This window comes from Amycolatopsis sp. NPDC104587, assembly GCF_055583645.1.
The window spans coordinates 287,220-304,658 of the sequence record NZ_JBVJNO010000005.1 but is presented as its reverse complement, the minus strand read 5'-3'; the positions used below and the strand labels follow the sequence as shown (position 1 = coordinate 304,658).

General features: G+C 71.1%; 18 protein-coding genes. 11 read left to right on the top strand and 7 right to left on the bottom strand.

The features are described from left to right. Positions 1-5: 5 nt before the first annotated feature. Positions 6-872 (bottom strand): alpha/beta fold hydrolase, encoded by an 867-nt coding sequence (locus ACZ61C_RS16925; protein WP_465307588.1) that lies wholly within the window; start codon positions 870-872, stop codon positions 6-8. An 87-nt stretch (positions 873-959) separates the two neighbouring features. On the opposite strand from ACZ61C_RS16925, the gene ACZ61C_RS16920 reads away from it, so the two are divergent. The 6 genes from ACZ61C_RS16920 to ACZ61C_RS16895 all read left to right on the top strand — a co-directional run bounded on the left by ACZ61C_RS16920 (position 960) and on the right by ACZ61C_RS16895 (position 6,325). Beyond that, positions 960-2,009, top strand: a complete 1,050-nt coding sequence (locus tag ACZ61C_RS16920) for an acyl-CoA dehydrogenase family protein (protein ID WP_465307586.1) — start codon at positions 960-962, stop codon at positions 2,007-2,009. 4 nt (positions 2,010-2,013) lie between these two features. Then, entirely contained in the window at positions 2,014-3,168 is a 1,155-nt protein-coding gene (locus ACZ61C_RS16915; protein ID WP_465307584.1) for an acyl-CoA dehydrogenase family protein, read from the top strand. Beyond that, a complete protein-coding gene (locus tag ACZ61C_RS16910) occupies positions 3,165-4,082 on the top strand; it encodes a bifunctional MaoC family dehydratase N-terminal/OB-fold nucleic acid binding domain-containing protein (RefSeq protein ID WP_465307582.1) in 918 nt (305 codons plus the stop codon). The genes ACZ61C_RS16915 and ACZ61C_RS16910 overlap by 4 nt, the downstream gene beginning before the upstream one ends. Continuing rightward, complete coding sequence (locus tag ACZ61C_RS16905; protein WP_465307580.1) at positions 4,079-4,465, top strand: MaoC family dehydratase; 387 nt, start codon at positions 4,079-4,081, stop codon at positions 4,463-4,465. The genes ACZ61C_RS16910 and ACZ61C_RS16905 overlap by 4 nt, the downstream gene beginning before the upstream one ends. Continuing rightward, a complete protein-coding gene (locus ACZ61C_RS16900) occupies positions 4,462-5,634 on the top strand; it encodes a lipid-transfer protein (RefSeq protein ID WP_465307579.1) in 1,173 nt (390 codons plus the stop codon). Before ACZ61C_RS16905 ends, ACZ61C_RS16900 begins: the two co-directional genes overlap by 4 nt. Before the next feature lie 151 nt (positions 5,635-5,785). Then, complete coding sequence (locus ACZ61C_RS16895) at positions 5,786-6,325, top strand: DUF5134 domain-containing protein (RefSeq protein ID WP_465307577.1); 540 nt, start codon at positions 5,786-5,788, stop codon at positions 6,323-6,325. Between the two features lie 291 nt (positions 6,326-6,616). On the opposite strand, the gene ACZ61C_RS16890 is transcribed toward ACZ61C_RS16895, so the two are convergent. Genes ACZ61C_RS16890 through kstD form a run of 6 tightly spaced genes read right to left on the bottom strand, consistent with a single transcriptional unit; the run spans position 6,617 to position 12,035 of the window. After that, on the bottom strand, positions 6,617-7,072 hold the full coding sequence (locus ACZ61C_RS16890) for a riboflavin kinase (protein ID WP_465307575.1): 456 nt from the start codon (positions 7,070-7,072) through the stop codon (positions 6,617-6,619). Positions 7,073-7,104: 32 nt separating this feature from the next. Beyond that, a complete protein-coding gene (locus tag ACZ61C_RS16885) occupies positions 7,105-7,950 on the bottom strand; it encodes a MaoC/PaaZ C-terminal domain-containing protein (RefSeq protein WP_465307573.1) in 846 nt (281 codons plus the stop codon). Positions 7,951-7,959: 9 nt separating this feature from the next. Beyond that, positions 7,960-8,991, bottom strand: a complete 1,032-nt coding sequence (locus tag ACZ61C_RS16880) for a 2Fe-2S iron-sulfur cluster-binding protein (RefSeq protein WP_465307571.1) — start codon at positions 8,989-8,991, stop codon at positions 7,960-7,962. Further along, positions 8,984-9,241 carry a hypothetical protein gene (locus ACZ61C_RS16875; RefSeq protein ID WP_439378339.1) on the bottom strand — a complete coding sequence of 86 codons (258 nt, stop codon included), beginning with the start codon at positions 9,239-9,241 and terminating at the stop codon, positions 8,984-8,986. Before ACZ61C_RS16875 ends, ACZ61C_RS16880 begins: the two co-directional genes overlap by 8 nt. Further along, positions 9,238-10,374, bottom strand: coding sequence for a Rieske 2Fe-2S domain-containing protein (locus ACZ61C_RS16870; protein WP_465307568.1), 1,137 nt, complete (start codon positions 10,372-10,374; stop codon positions 9,238-9,240). The genes ACZ61C_RS16875 and ACZ61C_RS16870 overlap by 4 nt, the downstream gene beginning before the upstream one ends. Further along, positions 10,371-12,035: a 3-oxosteroid 1-dehydrogenase gene (gene kstD / locus ACZ61C_RS16865; RefSeq protein ID WP_465307566.1), complete on the bottom strand. Its 1,665-nt coding sequence runs from the start codon at positions 12,033-12,035 to the stop codon at positions 10,371-10,373. Before kstD ends, ACZ61C_RS16870 begins: the two co-directional genes overlap by 4 nt. A gap of 200 nt (positions 12,036-12,235) precedes the next feature. Between kstD and ACZ61C_RS16860 the strand changes: the two genes are divergently transcribed. From ACZ61C_RS16860 to hsaB, 5 genes are read left to right on the top strand one after another with little or no spacing between them, the layout of a single operon-like run. Next, a complete protein-coding gene (locus ACZ61C_RS16860) occupies positions 12,236-13,837 on the top strand; it encodes an FAD-binding protein (RefSeq protein ID WP_465307564.1) in 1,602 nt (533 codons plus the stop codon). 33 nt (positions 13,838-13,870) lie between these two features. After that, entirely contained in the window at positions 13,871-15,034 is a 1,164-nt protein-coding gene (gene hsaA, locus ACZ61C_RS16855) for a 3-hydroxy-9,10-secoandrosta-1,3,5(10)-triene-9,17-dione monooxygenase oxygenase subunit (protein WP_465307562.1), read from the top strand. Next, positions 15,034-15,879, top strand: coding sequence for a 4,5:9,10-diseco-3-hydroxy-5,9,17-trioxoandrosta-1(10),2-diene-4-oate hydrolase (gene hsaD / locus ACZ61C_RS16850; RefSeq protein ID WP_465307560.1), 846 nt, complete (start codon positions 15,034-15,036; stop codon positions 15,877-15,879). The genes hsaA and hsaD overlap by 1 nt, the downstream gene beginning before the upstream one ends. Next, positions 15,879-16,790: an iron-dependent extradiol dioxygenase HsaC gene (gene hsaC, locus ACZ61C_RS16845; protein ID WP_465307558.1), complete on the top strand. Its 912-nt coding sequence runs from the start codon at positions 15,879-15,881 to the stop codon at positions 16,788-16,790. Before hsaD ends, hsaC begins: the two co-directional genes overlap by 1 nt. After that, positions 16,787-17,326, top strand: a complete 540-nt coding sequence (gene hsaB / locus ACZ61C_RS16840) for a 3-hydroxy-9,10-secoandrosta-1,3,5(10)-triene-9,17-dione monooxygenase reductase subunit (RefSeq protein ID WP_465307557.1) — start codon at positions 16,787-16,789, stop codon at positions 17,324-17,326. The genes hsaC and hsaB overlap by 4 nt, the downstream gene beginning before the upstream one ends. Positions 17,327-17,439 lie beyond the last annotated feature (113 nt).

The window sequence follows — 17,439 nt, the reverse complement described above, 5'->3', positions numbered from 1 at the left end:
CCTTCTCAAGGGGTGTGCACGGACGCGACCGCGGCCAGCAGGGCGGGCACCCAGCGGTCGGCGGCCAGGACGCAGGCCGCGTGCCCGGCCGCGACCTCGTAGGTCGCCGCGCCCGGGATCCGGCGGGCCAGCGACCGCTGGTGCTCAGGTGCGATGAACCGGTCCTTCGTGGTCACGACGACGGCGGTGGGCAGCCGCAGGGTCGAGAGCCAGCGCGTCGAGTCGAACCGGCCGATCTCGTCGACGGCGACCGCGATCTCCCACGGGGTGGTCGACCGGAACTCCCGCAGCGCCCACCGGCGGTCCTCGACGCGGGCGCGCGGCATCGCTTCGGTGGCCACCGGCAGCTTCACGCGCTCGCGGAGCTGCCGCAGCGTCCGGCTGAAGACGTCGAGGGCGACCCGCTGCCGCAGCCCGCGGCCGAAGTTGCTCGCCGTCGAGCAGAGCACCAAACCGGCAACACGTTCTGGTTCGGCGTGGGCCACGAGCTGGCCGACCATCCCGCCCATCGAGTACCCGGCGAGCGCGAACCGGCCGATGCCCAGCGCGTCCGCGACCGCGGTGACGTCTTCGGCGCAGTCGGCCAGCCGGAACTCCGGCGAGCGGTAGCCCCGGCCGTGCCACCGCTGGTCGAACACGACGACCCGGTGGTGGCGCGCCAGCTGCCGCAGGGCCGGGTACCAGGTCAGCAAGCCCGTACAGGCCACGGAATGCAGGAGGACGAGCGCGGGCGCGTCCCGCGGGCCGACGTCGGTCACCACGGTCCGCCCGCGGCCGGGCAGCTCCAGCGGCACCGGTTCGGGCACCCCGGCGGTCGGCGGCGCGGTGATCAGCCGGCGGCGGCGTGCGCCACCGGGGTCGGTCACCGCCATCCTGCTCCTCCGCGGGGGTTGCCGTGCAGGCCTTTTCCGGTTAAGACTAGAACAGGTTTCAGTATTGCGCCGATCCGGAGGACAGGCGTGGACTTCACTCTCGACGATACGCAGACCGAGATCGCCGCACTCGCCGCGAAGGTGCTCGGCACGGACGACGACCCTTGGCGCGCCTTGGCGTCGTCAGGCCTGCTGGCCCTGGCGCTGCCGCCCGACCTGGAAGGCGACGGCCTGGGCGTGGCCGAGGTCGCGCAGGTGCTGACCGAGGCCGGCCGCGCCGCCGCGCCGGTGCCGGCCTACGCCGCGCTGGCCCTGGGCGTCCTGCCGGTCGAGACGCTCGGGACACCCCGGCAGCGCGCGGAGCTCCTGCCGCCGGTCGCGGCGGGGGAGGCGCTGCTCACCGCGGCCCTGCACGAGCCGTCCGCGCCGCTGGTCGCCTCGCCCGCGGCCACCGCGCGGGCTGGTGACGGGAAGTGGCTGCTCAGCGGGGTCAAGACGGCGGTTCCGTACGCCGCGGAGGCCACGCGGATCCTCACGCCGGTGACCACCGCGCACGGCACGGCCGTCTACCTGGTCGATCCGCACGCCGACGGTGTCACGCTCGTCCCGTCGCGCAACTCGGCCGGGACGCCCGAATGCACCGTGCGGCTCGACGACGTCGCCGTCGAAGAGGCCGACCTGCTCGCCGACGACGGCGCGGTCGCCGCGCTGCATCGGTTCGCGCTGGCCGGAGCACTCGCCCTCGGGGACGGCCTCCTGGCGGGCGCCTTGGCGCTTACCGTCAAGCACGTCGGCGAACGCACGCAGTTCGGCCGTCCACTCGCGACGTTCCAGGCGGTGGCGGGCCAGATCGCCGACGTCTACGTCGCCGCGCGGACCGTGCACCTGGCCGTGGTTTCCGCGGTGTGGCGGCTGGCTTCGGGGCTCGACGCGGACGCCGAACTGGACGTCGCCGCCTACTGGCTCGCCGAGCAGGCGCCGGTCGCGCTGGCGACCTGCCACCACCTGCACGGCGGGGTCGGCGTCGACGAGACCTATCCACTGCACCGGTATTCGTCGGCGGTGAAGGATCTCGGCCGGGCGCTCGGCGGCACCGCGCACCGGCTCGGCAGGCTCGGCGAACGAGTGGCGGGGTGAGCGGATGCACGTCGAACTGACCGCGGCGCAACAACAGTTGCGCGCCGAGCTGCGCGAATACTTCGCCGGGCTGATCAGCCCCGAAGAACGCCGCGCGATGCGGACCGAGCGGCACGGGCCGGTGTTCCGCGAGATCGTCCGCCGGATGGGGCGCGACGGCCGGCTCGGTGTCGGCTGGCCGGTCGAGTACGGCGGGCAGGGTTTCGGCGGCGTCGAACAGCACCTGTTCGTCGACGAAGCCGCGCGCGCCGACGTCCAGCTGCCGTCGGTGACCCTGCAGACGGTCGGCCCGACGCTGCAGCAGTACGGCACGGACGAGCAGAAGTCCTTCTTCCTGCCCCGGATCTTGGCGGGTGAGATCCACTTCGCGATCGGGTACACCGAACCGGAGGCGGGCACCGACCTCGCGGCGCTGCGCACAACGGCGGTGCGCGACGGCGACGAGTACGTCGTCAACGGCCAGAAGATCTTCACCACCGGCGGTCACGACGCGGACTACATCTGGCTCGCCGTGCGGACGGCGCCGGACGCGCCGCGGCACAAGGGCATCTCGATCCTCATCATGGACACCAGCGACCCGGGCTACTCCTGGACGCCGATCATCACCTGCGACGGCGCCCACCACGTCAACGCGACGTACTATTCGGACGTTCAGGTGCCGGTGGACCGCCTGGTGGGCAAGGAAAACGAGGGCTGGCGGCTGATCACGACGCAGCTCAACCACGAGCGTGTCATGCTCGGTCCGGCCGGGCGCATCGGCGGCCTGTACGACCGCGCCCGTGCCTGGGCGGCCGCCCACGGCCTGCTCGACCTGGCCGACGTGCGCGCCGTGCTGGCCGACGCCTGGGCCGTGACGCGGGTGAACGAGCTGCTGAACTGGCAGGTCGCGGTGTCGTCGGCGACGGCGCCGGTGGTGGTCGCCGACGCGTCGGCGACCAAGGTGTTCAGCTCCGAGGTGATCCAGCGGATCGGCCGTGACCTCGAGGAGCTCGTCGGGCGCCACGGAGACCTGTCCGATCCGGACACCGCCGAGCTGGCCGAGTGGCTGGACGTCTCGGCGAAACGCAACATAGTGCTGACGTTCGGCGGCGGCGTCAGCGAAATCCAACGGGAGCTGATCGCCTCGATCGGCCTGGGTCTGCCGAGGGTGCCACGATGAACGACCAGGACATCATCGAAGCCGCCGAGAAGGTCGCTGCTCGCGGAGAGTGCGCGCCGCGCCAGGCACGTGACCCGGTGAACCAGGCCATGGTGAACAACTGGGTCGAGGCGATCGGCGACGACAACCCGGTCTACACCGACCCGGAGTTCGCCGCCGCGAGTGTCCACAAGGGACTGGTCGCGCCCCCCGCGATGGCGCAGGTGTGGACGATGGGCGGGCTGAACGTCCCGCGCGGGACCGACGACCCGCTCGGCCTGATGATGGAGCTGCTCGACGAGGCCGGGTTCACCTCGGTGGTCGCGACGAACTCCGAGCAGACCTACCACCGTTACTTGCGACCCGGCGAAAATGTGGTTGCGGCCACTGCTCTCGAAAGCGTTGTCGGGCCGAAGAAGACCGCGCTGGGCGAGGGCTGGTTCGTCACCACGCGCGTGCGGTGGTACGTCGAGGACGAAGCCGTCGCCGAGATGATGTTCCGGGTGCTGAAGTTCCGGCCGCCCGCGCCGAAACCACCGCCCGCGCCGGTGCTGCGGCCGGTGATCAGCCGGGACACGGAGTTCTTCTGGGACGGTCTGCGGGAGGGGGAGCTGCGGATCCAGCGGTGGGGCGAGACCCTGCGGCACCCGCCGGGCCCGATGCCGCCCGACGGATCGCTGGACTCGAAGCCGGACTACGTCGTCGCGAGCGGGCGCGGGACGGTGTTTTCCTACGTCGTGCACCACCACCCACCGGTGCCGGGCAAGGACCTGCCGTTCGTCGTGGCGTTGGTGGAGCTGGAAGAAGGAGTCCGGGTCATGGCCGAGCTGCTGGACGCCGCGCCGGAGGAGGTCCACATCGGACTGCCCGTGGTGGCGGCGTTCGTCGAGGTGGACGACGAGCTGACCCTGCCGGCGTGGAAGGTGGCGCGATGACCGTCGCCGAAGGAACGGAGCTGCCGCCGCTGACGATCGAGGCGACCCCGACGTTCGTCGTCAGCACGGCGCTGGCGACCCGCGACTTCCAGGACGTGCACCACGACCGTGAATCGGCGGTGGCGCGCGGCTCGAAGGACATCTTCCTCAACATCCTGACCGACACCGGTCTGGTGCAGCGGTTCGTGTCGGCGTGGGCCGGGCCGGAGGCGCTGATCCGGTCGATCAAGATCCGGCTCGGGGTGCCGTGTTACGCCTACGACACCCTGACCTTCACCGGCCGCGTGGTCTCTCGTGACGGCAACGACGTCGTCGTGTCGGTGTCCGGAGTGGACTCGCTCGGCGAGCACGTCGCCGGGACCGTGGAGGTGACCCTGCCGTGACGCTCTCGGGCCAGGCGGCCATCGCCGGCATCGGCGCGACGGAGTTCTCGAAGGACTCCGGGCGCAGCGAACTGCGGCTGGCGGCCGAATGCATCTCGCACGCGCTGGCGGACGCGGGCCTTTCGCCGTCCGATGTGGACGGACTGGTGTCGTTCACGATGGACGGCAATGCGGAGATCGCCGTCGCGCGAGAACTCGGTATTCCCGAGCTGAAGTTCTTCAGCCGCATCCACTACGGCGGCGGCGCGGCGGCGGCGACCGTGCAGCAGGCCGCGATGGCGGTGGCGACGGGCGTCGCGGACGTGGTGGTCGCCTACCGGGCGTTCAACGAACGCTCGGGGATGCGCTTCGGGCAGGTGTCGCCGGCCGCGGCGGGGCAGGTCAACTCATCCGGTGTGGACAACGCGTTCCACTACCCGATGGGCATCGCGACCCCGGCGGCGACGGTGGCGATGGTCGCGCAGCGGTACCTGCACGACTACGGCGCGACGAGCGAAGACTTCGGGCGTGTCGCGGTGATCGACCGCAAGCACGCGGCGACCAACCCGAACGCGTGGTTCCACGAGCGGCCGATCACTCTGGCGGAGCACCAGGCGTCGCGCTGGGTGGCCGAGCCGCTGCACCTGCTCGACTGCTGCCAGGAGAGCGACGGCGGCGTCGCGCTGGTCGTGACGAGCCTCGCCCGGGCCCGCGACCTGGCGTCCCGGCCGGCGGTGATCGCGGCGGCGGCGCAGGGGAGCGGGCCGGACCAGTACGTGATGACCAGCTACTACCGCGACGACCTGGCGGCGCTGCCGGAGATGGGCGTCGTCGGGCGGCAGCTGTGGGGGCAGTCCGGGCTGGGGCCGTCCGATGTGGACGTCGCGGTGCTGTACGACCACTTCACGCCGTACGTGCTGATGCAGCTCGAGGAACTGGGGTTCTGCGGCCGCGGCGAGGCGAAGGACTTCATCTCCGAGGGTGCTCTTGAGCTGGACGGCGTGTTGCCGCTGAACCCGCACGGCGGGCAGCTGGGCGAGGCGTACATCCACGGCATGAACGGCATCGCGGAGGGCGTCCGGCAGCTCCGCGGCACGGCGGTCAACCAGGTCACGGGCGCGTCCCGGGTGCTGGTGACGGCGGGGACGGGCGTGCCGACGAGCGGGCTGGTGCTGACGAGCGACGGGTAGTCGCCCTTGTGGGTCAGCGGTGTCACCTCATTGACGGCTGGTGCGCGATCGGGTGGGCTGTCACGGTTGAAGGACCACCCACGACGCACAGTGAGGCCGCCATGCCGGAGCCGCTCGACCCCCGCGCCCCCTCGTGCGGCTGCTCGTAGGGATGGACTGGGCGCTCACGGCGGTGTTCGCACTGCTGGCGCTGCCGTGCCTGCGCCGGCTGGCCCGCCTCGACTACGGCCGCCTCGGCGCGGGCGTCCGGCACGGCGACCTGGCCGAGCTGCTGCTGGTGCTCGCGATGGTGGCGATGTTCTCCCCGATCGGCGGCCCGATCCCGGCGGCGGGCTGGCAGGCGGTCCTGGCCCTGACGGCGGGCTGGTTCACGCTGGCCTGGCGCCGCGGAGAGGCATGCGCCCACCACGCGCTTTCGGCGGCGGCGATGCTGTACATGGTGACGGCGATGCCCCACGGCGGAATGGCTCACGGACCGTGGTTGACGATGGACCCGTCGGCGAGGTTGGCGCTTCCGGCGGTCGCGGTGGCGGCGGCGGGCTATTTCGTGTTCGACGCGGCGCGGACGGGGGTGCTCGCCGTGCGCGGATCGGCGGTGGTGTCCGCCGGGGCCGGGGAGGCGTCGCGGGCGGTGTGCCGGGCCGTGATGGGGGCGGGGATGGGGTACATGCTGCTGGCTTCGGCGTTGTGAGCTGCGGTTCGCCGGAGGCGGTGTGATGGGGGCCGGGATTGGCGTGATTGAAGCCGGGTCTCGTGTGATTGGGGCCGGAACTCGCGTGATCGGAGGCGGAACTCACGTGATTGAGCCCGGGTCTCGCGTGCTTAGGGGCGGTTGCCGGACGGTTCGGCCAGACCTCGCGTGCGCCGCGGGGTATCTCGCGTGACCTGAGGGGCATCTCGCGTGACTGGAGGGGTGTCTCGCGTGATCCCAGGGGTATCTCGCTCGGCGTGATCGTCGGCGGGGATCTCGCGCGGGCGGGAATCAGGGCCTGACTTGCTGGACCTCGCCGAGGGGAGACTCCGTGGCGGCGGGAAGGCCGGCGGCCGGGTGGGCTGTGGTCCAGCGGGTCGCCGCCGCTATGTCGTTCTTCAGCGCCGTGATCAGGTCCTCCGCCGAGGCGTACGCCTGCTGCTCCCGCAGGTGCGACCCGAGCCACACCACCAGCGTCTCGCCGTACAGGTCGCCCGTGAACTCCAGCAGGTGCGCCTCCAGGAGGCGGTAGCCGTCCGCGCCGTAGTACGTCGGGCGGCGGCCGACCGAGATCGCCGCCGGGAGGTGCGTTCCGTCGGCGCGGCGGACCCAGCCCGCCCACACTCCGTCGCCGACCGAGCCGGACTGGTCACTCAGCGCGATGTTCGCCGTGGGGAAGCCCAGCTCACGGCCGCGCTGGTCACCCGGCTCGACGGTTCCCCGCACCACGAAGTATTCCGAAGTCACCCCTCCACGTTAGCGGGCGCCCGGCCGGGAGATCAGATCGTGGACAGCACCGTGTCAGCCAGCACCGGCGCGTCGTCCCGCTCGACCGCCGACGCCGTCACCAGCAGCCGGCCGTCCGCGCGCCACACCCGGGTGCGCAGCGTCTCGCCGGGGAACACCACGCCGGCGAACTTCGTCCCGAACGACGCCACCCGCGCCGGGTCGCCGTCCAGGAGCTCGTCGACCAGCACCCGCGCGACGATCCCGTACGTGCACAGCCCGTGCAGGATCGGCTTCGGAAACCCGGCCGCCGCAGCGAACGCCGGGTCCGCGTGCAGCGGGTTCCGGTCGCCGCACAGCCGGTACAGCAGCGCCTGCTGGGGCAACGTCGGCGTCTCGAACACGAAGTCCGGCGCCCGCGTGGGCCACTCGAGGCGGTCCGACGGACCCCGCGACCCGCCGAAACCCCCTTCACCCCTGGCGAAGATGCTCGACCGCGCCGTCCACAGTGGATCGCCGGCCGACGAGGTCACCGCGACCTCCTGCACCACCACCGCGGCCTTGCCCTTGTCGAAGACGTCCGCGACGCGCGAGCGGGCCACCGCCTCGCCCGACGTCGGGATCGGCCGGTGCAGGGTGATCTCCTGCTTGCCGTGCAGCACCTTCGCCAGGTCGATCTCGACGCCGGGGAACGACACCGCCGGCGGGTCGAACACCCGGAGGTTGGCCGCGACCGTCGCGAACGTCGGCAGCACCACCAGGTCCTGCTCGTAGGTGAACTGCAGCTGGTCCGGCCCGGCGCCCAGCGCGAGGTGGTACAGCAGCACGTCCGACGACGTCCAGGCGAAGTTCACCTCGCCGATCTCGGCGCCGATGGCGACCGCGGGATCGATGGGCACGCGAAACTCCTATTCGTAGCTGATCTCGACGTCGTCGGTGACCGGCAGCGACTGGCAGGCGAGCACGATGCCGTCCGCGATGTCCTCGGCGTCCAGGACCTCGTTGTGCAGCATCTTCACCTCACCCGAGACGACCCGGCACGCGCACGCGCTGCATTGTCCCTCGCGGCACGAGTACGGCGCGTCCATCCCCGCGTCCAGCAGGTGGTCGAGCAGCTTCCGCTGCCGCGGCCAGGCCGACGACCGCGTCGAGCCGTCCAGCGTCACCGTCAGCGACGCGGGCGCTTCGTCCGATTCCGCGACCGGTTCCTCGGCGACGTCTTCGAACGGGTTCCCGGTCAGCGACGTGAACTTCTCGACGTGCACCCGCTCCCGCGGCACCCCGAGCTGCCCGAGCGCCTCCCGCACGGCGGCCATGAACGGCGCCGGACCACACAGGAAAGCCTCGTGCGACGTGTACGCCGTGGCCAGGCCACGCAGCTGCGAGACGTCCGGAAGGCCCTGCACGCTCTCCAGCCAGTGCACCACGACGAGCCGATCGCCGTACCGTTTGGCCAGCGACGCGAGCTCGCCCGCGAAGATCACCGAACTCTCGTCGCGGTTCGCGTAGACCAGCACCACCCGCCCGGAGCCCTGCTCCAGCGCCGTCTTCAGGATCGCCATCACCGGCGTGATGCCGCTGCCGCCGGCGAACAGCAGGAAGTCCTCGTCGACCGACGTCGGGCAGAACACCCCGGCCGGCGCGAGCACGTCGACCTGCATCCCCGGCTTCAAAGACGAGCAGACCCAGCTCGACCCGTACCCGCCGTCGGTCCGCTTGACCGTCACCTGCACGCGGTTCTCGTGCGGCGCGCTGGACAGCGAGTAGCACCGCGCCACCGAGCCGGTCCGGTCGCTGGGGATCCGCAGGGTCAGGAACTGCCCCGCCGTGTAAGAAAAGGCCGAAGCGTGCTCGGCAGGGATTTCGAACACCACCGACCGCGCGTCCGGCGTCTCGACGACGACGTCGGCGACCGTGAGCGTGTAGACGCGCTCACCCATCGGCCACCGCCAGCGAGCCCTCGCGCACTGCGTCCCCGATGCTGTCCGCCAGCTTCGGGCACGTGTCGAGCAGCGCCGACGGCCCGTCCGCGTCGGCGAACACCGGGCAGGTCTCGGCGGGCCGCGAGGTCCACTGGATGCTCGTGTGCTGGATGCTGTTCTTCTTCACCAGCACACACGTCCCGCAGCTGCGGCACTCGTGCGGCCGCAGCCCGCCGGTGAGGAACTCCGTCTGTTCGGCGGTCGTCACACTTCCGCCTCGGTCTTCTGCCGGGCGAGGTTTTCGGCCACCTCCGCCGCCCACGCCTCGTTCGCCTTCGAAGTGTCCACTTCGAACTCGAAGCGCCGGGTCATGTCCTCGGTGACGTCGGCGGCGTCGACGTAGAACTGCTGGTACCAGCGGCGAAGCTGGTAGACGGGACCGTCCTCTTCGCACAGGAGCGGATTGTCGATCTGCGTCTTGTGCTTCCAGATCTCGACGTCCTGCAGGAATCCCGCGCCGATGCCCTTGGCCAGCTTCGCGGCGATCTTGTCCGCGTGCTCGTCGGTCAACCCGTGCTGCTTCTTGACCTTCATGCCGTACTGCAACACGAACGACGTCGGCGTCACGGGGTAGTGGCAGTTGATGAGCACGCTCTCGATTTCGTAGCCCTGGAACGAGTTCACCAGCTTGTTGATCATGTAGGACGGCCCGAAGTACGACGCCTCCGACCGCAGCAGGTTGTCCTCACCGCCGTAGTTCGACGCCATGCCCATGTCCGGGCGGCCCTTGGTGTTCAGGTACTGCGTAGCGATGTGGCCTTCGAAGACGTTCTTGAAGTACGTCGGGTAGGCGTAGTGGATGTAGAAGAAGTGCGCCATGTCGACGACGTTGTCGATGATCTCGCGGCAGTTCGAGCCGTCGATGAAGATCGAGTCCCACGTCCAGTTGCTCCACTCGGGACTGGCGGCCGCTTCGATCTTCGGGATCGCCAGCTCCTCGGCCGGCGGGTTGCCCTCGGGGTCGTGCCAGACCATCAGCTGGCCGTTCTGCACCGACGCCATCCACGACCGCGTCCGCGCGCGCAGCGGAACCCGCTTGGCGTAGGGGATCGAGACGCACTTGCCCTTGCCGTTCCAGCGCCAGTCGTGGAACGGGCAGGCGACCTCGTCGCCCTTGACGCTGCCCTGGGTGAGGTCGCCGCCCATGTGCCGGCAGTAGCCGTCGAGGACGTTCAGCTCACCGTGCGAATCGGCGAACACGACGAGTTTGGTGCCGAACGCCGTGACCGCGTGCGGTTTTCCGTCGCGGAACCGCTCGGCCAGGCCGAGGCAGTGCCAGCCGCGCGCGAACCGGGTCGGCGGCTCACCGGCGTAGATCGTGCGTACGGACTCCTGCGTCATCGCTCGCCTCCCGTGGTCCCTTGATCTTCGTGCGCCAGCCGCGTCGCCGCAAGGTAGCCGAACACCATGGCCGGGCCGATGGTCGCGCCCGGACCGGCGTACGTCCGGCCCATCACGGCCGCGCTGACGTTGCCCGCGGCGTACAGCCCGGGCACCACCGAACCGTCTTCACGCAGGACCTGTGCGTGTTCGTCGGTGCGCAGCCCGCCCTTGGTCCCCAGGTCGCCCGGCACGATCTTCACCGCGTAGTAGGGCGCCTTGTCGAGGGGGCCGAGGCTCGGGTTCGGCTTGTTGCGCGGGTCTCCGTAGTAGTGGTCGTACTTGCTGAGCCCACGCTGGAAGTCCTCGTCGACGCCGGCGCGCGCGAAGCCGTTGAAGCGGGTGATGGTCGCTTCGAGAGCCGCGGGCGGGACGTCCATCTTCGCGGCCAGGCCGGCCAGTGAGCCCGACTTCACCGCGATCCCGGCCTTGAACCAGCGGCCGGGCAGCGGCTGGCGCGGCCCGATGCCGGTGAACATGTACCGGTCCTTGTACCGCTGGTCGAACACCAGCCAGGTGGGGATGTGCTCGCCCGGGCCGTCGCCGGCGCCGTACATCGCGTGCACGGCCTCGACGTAGGGCGCCGACTCGTTGACGAACCGCTCGCCGCGCGCGTCGACCATGACGCAGCGCGGCCGCGAGCGCTCGGCGAGGGCGAACCACGGCCCGCCGGTGAGCGGGAGCGTCGGGCCCCACCAGGCGTCGTCCATCAGGTCGAGCGCGGCGCCGAGCTTGAGACCGGCGGTGATGCCGTCCCCGGTGTTGGCGGCCGCGCCGACGGTCCACTCGGTGCCGATCGGCGCGCGCTGGTACTTCTCGCGCATCTCGAGGTTCTGCTCGAAGCCGCCGCTGGCGAGGATCACGCCGCGCCGGGCCTCGATGACTCCCTCGGCGGTGACGACCCCGGTGACGCGGTCGCCGTCGACCTGGAGGTCGACGAGCGGCGTGTTCAACCGGACCTCGACGTTCGCCCTGGTCAGGCCCACCCGCAGGCCGGCCGCAAGCGCTTGCCCCATGGCCAGCAGCCGCTGCCCGCGCAGCCGTCCGGCAAGCCATTGGCCGCCCAGTGACAGCAGCCGGACGACCCCGCGCGGGTGCCGCGCGAGCAGGCTCAGCCAGCGGTAGTCCGCCTGCGTGATCGGCGCGCCGAGCGGGGGAGCGCTGTACGGCGGTTCGAGGTGGGCCAGGTCGTCACCGAGCAGCTTCCCGTCGAAGGCGACCGGCTCGACCGAACGCCCGCCGGAGCGGCCACCCGGGGCTTCGGGGTGGTAGTCGCTGTAGTTCCGGACCCAGCGGAACTTCAACGGCGTGTGGTCGCAGACGAACTTCAGCACCTCGGGGCCGTGCTCGAGGAACGTGTCGCGCCGGACGGCCGGGACGACGTCCCCGACGATCGAAGCGAGGTACTCGCGCGCCCGCTCGGGCGGTTCGTCGATCCCGGCGGCGCGCAGCGCGTGGTTCCCGGGCAGCCAGACCCCGCCGCCGGAGCGCGCGGTCGAACCGCCGAAGCAGGGGGCCTTTTCCAGGAGGACGACGCTCAGGCCGCGGTGGGCCGCGGCCAATGCGGCGGTCATCCCGGCGGCGCCACTGCCGACGACGACAACGTCGAACTGCTCCGTCATGCCACCTCACCTGCTGTATCCATGGTTACCGATCCGGCCGACAGCCACGGCGGAAAGCCGGCGGTGAGCGGGTCGCCGCCGGTCCGTGCCCGCCTGCTTTTCGGCCAGATCGGTAACGTGTTCCACCTGACAAGTATCCAGTTGGGAGCCGCTTTAGCTCACCATAGACGAGAACGTGTTCCAGTTCTAGGGTGGTGACCATGGACGAACTCGTCGCGGACGTGGTGATCGTGGGGTTCGGGGCGGCCGGCGCCTGCGCCGCCCTGGAAGCGGCCGACGCCGGTGCGGACGTCATTCTCGTCGAACGGTTCGCGGGCGGTGGCGCGAGCGCGGTCAGCGGAGGCGTGGTCTACGCCGGTGGCGGCACCCGCCAGCAGCTCGACGCCGGTGTCGACGACTCCGTCGACGCGATGTCCGCCTACCTCCGGCTCGAGGCCGGGGACGTCGTCTCGGAGCAGACGCTGACGCGGTTCTGCGAAGGCAGCCGCGAGATGATCACCTGGCTGGAGGGCAACGGCGTCCCGTTCGAAGGCAGCCTGTGCCCGTACAAGACGTCGTACCCGAGCGACCGGCACTACCTCTACTACTCCGGCAGCGAGGCGGCCGGCGGTTTCCGCGACGCGGCGAAGCCCGCTCCGCGCGGCCACCGCGTCAAGGGCCCCGGGACCTCCGGGAAAATGCTGATGACGCGCCTCAAAGAGGCCGTCGCGAAGCGCGGGGTGCGGGTGCTGACCCAGACCAACGCGCGCGAGCTGATCCGCGACGACGACGGCCGGGTCACCGGGCTCGTCGCCGCCACCCTCCGCGACGCGCCCGCCGGGGCCCGCGCCCGGCACCGGCGGCTCGCGCAGTACGCGGCCAAACCCGGCATCTACGTCCCGTCGCTGCGCAAGTCCCTGCACCGCCGGGTCGAACGGATCGAACGCGCGCACGGCCGGGAGCTGCGGATCACCGCCCGGCGCGGGGTCGTGCTCGCCGCGGGCGGGTTCATCGCCGACCGCGAGATGGTGCGCGAACACGCGCCCGCCTACCGCGGGGGGCTCGCGCTCGGCACGTCCGCCGACAACGGCTCGGGCATCCGGATGGGGGTCGAGGCCGGGGGCGCGACCGGCGAGCTGGGCCGGATCTCCGCGTGGCGGTTCGTCACGCCGCCGAGTGCGTTCCTCGGCGGGATCATCGTCGACGCCGAGGGGAGCCGGGTCATCGACGAGTCCCGCTACGGCGCCGCCGTCGGGGAGAAGCTCATCGAGGAGCACGGCGCGAAGGGCTGGCTGCTCGTCGACGCGCCGATCGTGGCCGAGGCGCGGCGGGACGGCGGCAAGCAGAGCCAGTGGTTCCAGGGCCTCCAGCTGCGGTACCTGCTGCGGCGCGGCCGGGTCACCGGCACGACCCTCGACGAGGTCGCGAAGAAGGCCGGGATCAACGCCGAGGGTCTGCGCGCGAGCGTCGAGGCTTACCACGGCGCGAAGGACCCGATGGGCAAGCCCGCCGAGTTCGCGCGCCGGCTGGACAACCCGCCGTTCTCGCTCATCGACATCTCGGTGCGGCCCAACCTCGGTTACCCGACGCCGATGCTCACGCTCGGCGGCTTGGTCGTCGACGAGGACACCGGCGCGGTCCGGAGCGCGGCGGGGGAGCCGATCGCCGGGCTGTACGCCGCCGGCCGCACCGCGGTGGGAATCTGTTCCAGGTCGTACGTGAGCGGGCTGTCCCTGGCCGACTGCGTGTTTTCCGGCCGCAGGGCGGGGATCAACAGCGCTCTGGCGCAGGGCGTTCTCGACAAAAACGAGAACGTGTTCTAGTCTTGCCGGAGTGAACGCGAGAGAGGACTGCGCATGAGCGAGCAGGTGATCGCCGGGGTCCGGGACCTCCTGCCGGTCCTGCGGGAACGGGCCCAGGACACCGAGGACGCGCGGAGCGTCCCCGCGGAGTCCGTCAAGGCCCTGCAGGAGACCGGGTTCTTCAAGCTGCTGCAACCGAAGCCCTACGGCGGCTTCGAAGCCGACCCGGTGAGCTTCTACACCGCGGTGAAGCTGATCGCGAGCGCGTGCGGGTCCACCGGCTGGGTCGCCTCCATCCTCGGCGTCCACCCGTGGCACGTGGCGCTGTTCGACGCGCAGGCTCAGCAGGAGGTCTGGGGCGAGGACGAGGACGTGCGGATCTCCTCGTCGTACGCCCCGATGGGCAAGGCCGAGGTCGTCGACGGCGGTTACCGGCTCTCCGGCCGGTGGAGCTTCTCCTCCGGCTGTGACCACTGCACGTGGGTGCTGCTCGGCGGGCCCGCGTTCAAGGACGGCAAGCCGGTCGACTTCTGCACTTATCTGCTGCCGATCGCCGACTACTCCATTGTGGACGTCTGGGACACCGTCGGCCTGCGCGGCACCGGGTCGAACGACATCGTCGTCGAGGACGTCTTCGTTCCACAGCACCGGGCGTTGAGCTTCATCGCGACGTCGAAGTGCAAGGTGCCGGGCCAGGCCGTCAACCCCGGGCCGCTGTACCGGTTGCCGTACGGGTCGGTGCACCCGTCCACGATCACCGCGCCGATCATCGGCATGGCGCAGGGCGCCTACGACGCGCACGTGGAGCACCAGCGCAAGCGCGTGCGTGCCGCGTACGCCGGTGAGCAGTCCAAAGAGGACCCGTTCGCCAAGGTGCGGATCGCCGAAGCCGCCAGCGAAATCGACGCGGCCTGGCTGCAGCTGACCCGCAACATCGACGAGCTGTACGAGCTGGCCAAGCGCGAGGAACGGCTGCCGAGCGAGCTGCGCCTGCGCGTCCGGCGTGACCAGGTCCGCGGCACCGAACGCGCGATCGCCGCGATCGACCGTCTCTTCGAGAACTCCGGCGGCCGCGCGATCCAGCGCGGCACGCCGATCCAGCGCTTCTGGCGCGACGCGCACGCCGGCCGGGTCCACGCGGCCAACGACGCCGAGCGCGCGTACGTCATGTTCGGCACCGGCGCCTTCGGGCTCCCCGTCGAGAACGCGATGTACTGATGGCCGCACCCGTTGGCAAGTACGTCCAGGCGGGCGGTCTCCAGCTCCACTACCACGAGGCCGGTGCCGAACACGCCGAGACGGTGATCCTGCTGCACGGCGGCGGGCCCGGCGCGTCGGCGTGGAGCAACTTCGGGCGCAACCTGCCGGAGTTCGCCAAGCACTACCGGACGATCGCCGTCGACCAGCCCGGCTTCGGACGTTCCGGCAAGCCGACCGAGCACCCGCAGTACTTCCGCCACAGCGCGGACGCCGTTGTCGGCCTGATGGACGCGTTGGAGATCGAGACCGCGCACTTCGTCGGCAACTCCCTGGGTGGCGGCGCCGCGGTCCGGCTGGCGCTGAACCACGGCAAGCGCGCGGGGCGGCTCGTCCTGATGGGACCGGGCGGGCTGAGCGTGAACGTCTTCGCGCCCGACCCGACCGAGGGGGTCAAGAACCTCGGCAAGTTCGGCGCGAAACCCAGCCGTGAACGCATGGAAGCGTTCCTGCGCATCATGGTCCACGACCAGGCGCTGATCACCGACGAGCTGGTCGACGAACGCTTCGCCGCGGCGAACACCCCCGAGTCCCTGGCCGCCATGCGCGCGATGGGGATGTCGTTCGCCCAGCCCGAAACGTACGAAGAAGGCATGCTCTGGCGCGAGGCCCACCGGCTGCGGCAGCGCGTGCTGCTGATCTGGGGCCGCGAGGACCGCGTCAACCCGCTCGACGGCGCCTTGCTCGCGCTGAAGACCATCCCGCGCGCGCAGCTGCACGTGTTCGGCGGCTGCGGGCACTGGGCCCAGCTGGAGAAGTTCGACGAGTTCAACCGGCTGGCCCTCGACTTCCTCGGGAGCTCCTGATGGGCATCCGGTCACTGGGCTACCTCCGCATCGAAGCCACCGACATGGCCGCGTGGCGCGAGTACGGGCTCAAGGTGCTCGGCATGGTCGAAGGCACCGGCACCAACCCCGACGCGCTCTACCTGCGCATGGACGACTTCCCGGCGCGCCTGGTCATCTCACCCGGCGCCGCGGATCGCCTGGCCGTCACCGGCTGGGAGGCGGCGAACGCCGGCGAGCTCGCCGAGATCCGGTCGCGGTTGGACAGTGCGTCCGTGCCGTACAAGGAGGGCACGCCCGAAGAGCTGGCCGACCGGCGCGTCGACGAGCTGATCAGCTTCGACGACCCGTCCGGCAACACCCAGGAGGTGTTCCACGGCGTCGCGCTGCAGCACCGGCGCGTGGTCAGCCCGTACGGCCACAAGTTCGTCACCGGCGAGCAGGGTCTCGGCCATGTGGTTTTGTCTACAAAGGATGATGAGGCGTCGCTGCGGTTCTACCGCGACGTCCTCGGGTTCCGGCTGCGCGACTCGATGCGCCTGCCGCCGCAGATGGTCGGCCGGCCCGCCGACGGCCCGCCCGCGTGGCTGAGGTTCTTCGGCTGCAACCCGCGCCACCACAGCCTGGCGTTCCTGCCGATGCCGACGCCGAGCGGGATCGTGCACCTGATGGTCGAGGTGGAGAACACCGACGACGTCGGCCTGTGCCTCGACCGCGCGATCCGGCGCAAGGTGCCGATGTCGGCCACGCTCGGCCGGCACGTCAACGACCTGATGCTGTCGTTCTACATGAAGACCCCCGGCGGCTTCGACGTCGAGTTCGGCTGCGAAGGCCGCCAGGTCGACGACGACAACTGGATCGCGCGCGAAAGCACCGCGGTTTCCCTGTGGGGGCACGACTTCTCGGTCGGCGCGCGGCCCCCGGGCTCATGACGGCCGCGGCGGTCGACCGGGCCGCCTTCCGCAGTGTGCTCGGGCACTTCTGCACGGGTGTCACGGTGGTCACCGGCCGCGACGGCGACACGCTCGCCGGGTTCGCCTGCCAGTCGTTCGCGGCGCTGTCGCTCGACCCGCCGCTGGTGCTGTTCTGCCCGGCGAAGACGTCGCGGACCTGGCCGGTGCTGGCCGCGGTGGGCCGGTTCGCGGTCAACGTGCTGGCCGAGGACCAGCAGGAGGTCAGCGCGGTGTTCGGCGCGCGCGGCCAGGACAAGTTCGCGCGGGTCGGCTGGACCCCCGCGCCGTCCGGGGCGCCGCTGCTCGACGGTGCCCTCACCTGGATCGACTGCAGCCTGGAAGCCGTCCACGAGGCGGGGGACCACTACGTCGTGATCGGCCGGGTGACGGCGCTGGGCACCCCGTCGGACGCGCGGCCGCTGCTGTTCCACCGCGGCCGGTACGCGGTGACCGAGCCGGCCCGGGACGCGCTGTCGGCGCTGATGCCGTGGCCGCGGCCCGACGACTGGCTCTGAACCACTCACGGTCCGTGACCGCCGATCGCCGTGGGTTGGCACAAGCGGGTGGTTGTGCAGGGTTTCACAGGTGGGCCGCATCCCATTCGCGAGAGAAAGTCGAGCCCTGGAGC